This window comes from Armatimonadota bacterium, assembly GCA_031081675.1.
GTDB lineage: Bacteria > Sysuimicrobiota > Sysuimicrobiia > Sysuimicrobiales > Kaftiobacteriaceae > Calidihabitans > Calidihabitans tengchongensis.
In genome coordinates this window covers 1-3,841 of record JAVHLZ010000048.1, presented here as the reverse complement: position 1 = coordinate 3,841, position 3,841 = coordinate 1, and the positions used below count along the sequence as shown (strand labels likewise).

The window sequence follows — 3,841 nt, the reverse complement described above, 5'->3', positions numbered from 1 at the left end:
CCCTGTCCGATGTCCGGGTGGCGGTGAGCCTGGTGCTCTCCCTGGTGGAGGCTCTGACTCCCGATCTGCGCCTGTCGCGCGGATGACCTCGGGCGCCCTCACCGGGGGTCTGTTCCCGCCTCGCGCTCCCTGAGGTACACCGCCCGCTGGGGGAAGGGGATCTCGATCAAGCGCAAACTCCCCGAACCCCGGGATGGACCGGACGAAGGGTGCTCTCGTCGCCGACCACGGTCTGAAAGGCCGTCCCGGGAACTCGCCTGACCGCAGGACCCTCTGCCCGAAGGCACAGTCCAGACCCTCACCGTCTCCGGGCCCCGCCGGGGCTCCACCGGTCCGCACCCACACCTGGGAGTCCCGGGGGGGGGAGGGCGCCCATCGTCTGCTATTGAGCAACACGAAAATTTCTCCGCTTTCCTGATTAATACAAGGAATACATGACCATCTCGCCCAACCCTGACGGCGAGGCCGGAGGGGCGGGGGTGCACTCCAGGACACCCACGGGAGGGGAGACCATGCGCAAGACGCTGGGAACCATCGCGGTCGTTGTCCTTCTGGCTCTGGCTGGATCCGCCGCCGTGTCGGCGGTAAGCCACTACCTCGCGCCGGTGACCGTGGCCGGCGAGAACCTGCCCAACGGCAACTAGCAGCTAGCAGGCCCGGCACCCCCCTTCTCCGGCCTGGCACGCCGCTTGCTGGGGCAGTACAGAAATGGTATCTTTTTCCCATCGTTGGCCAAAAACCGTCAGCGCGCCCGGCACGGCGTGTGCCCGCCGCGGCTGCTGTGGAGGTGACCGATGTCTCTCGGGCAGCGGATCAGGGAACTGCGGGAGTCGCGGGGCCTCACCCAGGCCCAGCTGGCCGGCCGGGAGTTCACCAAGGGGTTCATCAGCCTGGTGGAGCGCGACCGGGCCAAGCCCTCTCTGGACAGCCTGGCCGTGCTGGCGCGCCGGCTGGGGACATCGGTGGACGCCCTGCTGGCGGGGGAGGGTAACCCCGCCGACATGGCGGCCCACGGGCTGCTGATCCTGGCTCGCGGCGCCAGCGACCGGGGCGATCTGGGAGAAGCCGACCGGTACCTGCAGATGGCCGCGTTTCTCGCCGACAGGCACGGGCTGGCCGAGGTGGACCGGGAGATCCGCGTTCTCCGCGCCGAGCACGCCGTGGCCCGCCGGGACTACGACGCCGCCTGGACGGCCCTGGAAGACGCCCGGCCGGCGATGGAGCAGGCCGGGGACCGGTGGCGGCTGGGCCGCGTGCTGAGCCTGATGGGGCTGGTCCAGCTGCGCCGGCGCAATTTCGCGGACTCCCGCCGGCTGCTGGAGCAGGCGCTGGAGACCCTGCGGGCCGCGCGCGCCGGACGCGATCCGGCCCGGGTGGACACGCTGATCTCTCTGGGCACGGTCCTCACCTACCTGGGGCGTCTGGAAGACGCGCGCCGCCGGTACGAGGAGGCGGCGTCCTCCTACGTGGCCTCCCGCGACCTCCGGCTGCGGGGAAAGGCCCTGTGGGGGCTGGGGGCAGTCCTGCGCAACCTCCGCAAGTACGACGAAGCCCGTCGCTGCCTGCTGGATGCCCGGGATGCCTTCGAGGCCGCCGAGGACCTGGAAAACCTCATGCGGGTCACCCAGAACCTGGGGCGCGCGTTCCTGGAAGACGGTCACCCCCGCGAGGCCCTGCGCCACCTGGAGCAGGCCCTGCGGGTGGCCGACCGGCTCCACCGTCCCACCGACCGGGCATCCATCCTCACCGAACTGGCGCGGGCCTGGCACGCGGTGGGCGACCTGACCCAGGCCCACGAGGTGGCCGGGCGGGCGCTGGAGGCCGCCCAGCAGGCCGGAGACCCGGTGGAGGTGCTGGAGGCGAAGGTGGTCCTGAGCCGGGTCCTGCTGTCGACACACCAGGTGCCGGCGGCGGTGGCGGCGCTGAGGGAGGCGGTGGTGGGCTTTGCTTCCCGCGACATGCGCCAGCGGCTGAGGGAACTGGCCCAGGAGTTCGGCCCGTTGCTGGTCCGCCACGGAGCCCACGCGGAGGCCGCCGAGCTGATGGTGCACGCGCTGGACGAGCTGGCCGCCGACGCGTCCCGCTCCCCGTCCACCCGGCCGTAAGACCCCCGCCCCCGGACCCGCCCGCAGGGCCTGTGCGCCCGGGCGGATGTCTGCCCGCCCGCGTCGAACCCCACTGCAGGCTCTCCGGGTGACGGATGAGCGGGTGGAGGGGGCGACGATGACGCGACGCTGGACCTGCGCGCTGGGACACCGCATCGAGGCCGACACCGAGGACGAGCTGGTGCGCCTGGTGCAGGAGCACCTGGCCCGCGAGCACGGGATGCAGGTGTCGGCGGACCGCATCCGCCGCGAACTGCGCGAGGAAGACTGACGCGCCTGCGGCTCATGGCGCCCGTCCCGCCCCTGCGCATCGGCCGGCGGGTGTTCGCATGGGGCGCCCGGACATATGTCATGGGCGTCCTCAACGTCAGCCCGGACTCCTTTTCCGGAGACGGTGTCACCGATCCCGAGGCCGCCTGCGCCCGAGGGCGGGCCCTGGCCGCCGACGGCGCCGACATCCTGGATGTGGGGGGTGTCTCGACCCGCCCCGGGGCGGCGCCGGTGCCGCCGGAGGAGGAGCTGGCGCGGATCCTCCCGGTGATCCGCCGGCTGGCGGGGGAGCTGGAGATCCCCCTGTCGGTGGACACCACGCGGGCGGAGGTGGCCCGGCAGGCGGTGGAAGCCGGAGCCGCACTGGTTAACGATGTGAGCGCCCTGCGGGCGGATCCGGCGATGGCGGATGTGGTGGCCGCGCTGGGGGTCCCCGTCGTCCTCATGCACGGGTACCCGCCCCCCGCCGACGCGCCGCGCGATCTGATGTCGGGCATCGTGGGCTTTCTGCTGGAGCGGATCACGTTCGCCGTCGGCCGGGGGATCGCCAGGTCCCGGATCCTGGTGGATCCCGGCTTCGGTTTTGGCAAGACGGTGGACCACAACCTGGAGCTGTTGCGCCGCCTGGGGGAGCTGCGGGCTCTGGGGCGGCCGGTGGTCATCGGCACCTCCCGCAAGGGGACCATCGGCCGGGTCCTGGGCGGACTGCCGCCGGCAGAGCGGGATGACGGTACGGCCGCCACCGTGGCGGCCGCCATCCTGGCGGGGGCGGACGTGGTGCGGGTGCACAACGTGCGGGCCATGGCGCGGGTGGCCCGTATGGCCGACGCCATCGCCCGCGGCCGGACCGGGGCGGACCACCCGCCGCGCGAGGGGAGGGACGCATGATGAGTGCCCGCCGTCGGAGACTGTCGTGGCTGCAGGTTCCGCCCGACCGGGAGATTCCTCTGCGGGTCCGGGCCCTGTGGCGGGAACCGCGGCGCAGGCTGGGGTTCATCCCGAACATCTTCCGGGTCTTCGCCCTGCGCCCCGCTCACCTGGCGCGGTGGTGGGCGTACTACGACGATCTGCTGCGCGGACCCTCGGGGCTGTCGCGGCTGCAGCGGGAGATGATCGCCGTGGTGGTCTCGTCCGCCAACCGCTGCCACTACTGAATGGCCACCCACGGCGCCGCGGTGCGGCTGCTCACCGGCTCCCCCACCCTGGCCGACACGCTGCTGGCGGACTACCGGCGGGCCGCCCTGCCGCCCCGGGAGCGGGCGATGCTGGACTTCGCCGTCAAGGTCACCCGGGCGTCTGACCGGTGCACCGAGGACGATATCCGCCGCCTGCGCCGGGCCGGGTGGACCGATGAGGACATCATGGATATCGCCGAGGTGGCCGCCATGTTCAACTTCACCAACCGCCTGGCCAACGCCCTGGGGTGGGTGCCCAACCCGCAGTATGACCGCCTGGGTCGCTAGGGT

At 72.4% G+C, this 3,841-nt stretch carries 6 protein-coding genes; all 6 read left to right on the top strand.

The annotated features are described in order from the left end of the window. The first annotated feature begins 512 nt into the window (after window positions 1-512). The 6 genes from RB150_11400 to RB150_11375 all read left to right on the top strand — a co-directional run bounded on the left by RB150_11400 (window position 513) and on the right by RB150_11375 (window position 3,838). Window positions 513-644, top strand: a complete 132-nt coding sequence (locus tag RB150_11400; protein ID MDQ7821139.1) for a hypothetical protein — start codon at window positions 513-515, stop codon at window positions 642-644. A gap of 150 nt (window positions 645-794) precedes the next feature. Next, the gene (locus RB150_11395) at window positions 795-2,105 is read left to right on the top strand and encodes a tetratricopeptide repeat protein (GenBank protein MDQ7821138.1); all 1,311 of its coding nucleotides are present in this window, start codon (window positions 795-797) and stop codon (window positions 2,103-2,105) included. Between the two features lie 118 nt (window positions 2,106-2,223). Further along, window positions 2,224-2,376, top strand: coding sequence for a DUF1059 domain-containing protein (locus tag RB150_11390; protein ID MDQ7821137.1), 153 nt, complete (start codon window positions 2,224-2,226; stop codon window positions 2,374-2,376). Between the two features lie 14 nt (window positions 2,377-2,390). Continuing rightward, window positions 2,391-3,263: a dihydropteroate synthase gene (gene folP / locus RB150_11385; protein MDQ7821136.1), complete on the top strand. Its 873-nt coding sequence runs from the start codon at window positions 2,391-2,393 to the stop codon at window positions 3,261-3,263. Further along, window positions 3,263-3,529, top strand: a complete 267-nt coding sequence (locus tag RB150_11380; GenBank protein ID MDQ7821135.1) for a carboxymuconolactone decarboxylase family protein — start codon at window positions 3,263-3,265, stop codon at window positions 3,527-3,529. The genes folP and RB150_11380 overlap by 1 nt, the downstream gene beginning before the upstream one ends. Then, window positions 3,530-3,838: a peroxidase-related enzyme gene (locus tag RB150_11375; GenBank protein MDQ7821134.1), complete on the top strand. Its 309-nt coding sequence runs from the start codon at window positions 3,530-3,532 to the stop codon at window positions 3,836-3,838. Window positions 3,839-3,841: the final 3 nt, after the last annotated feature.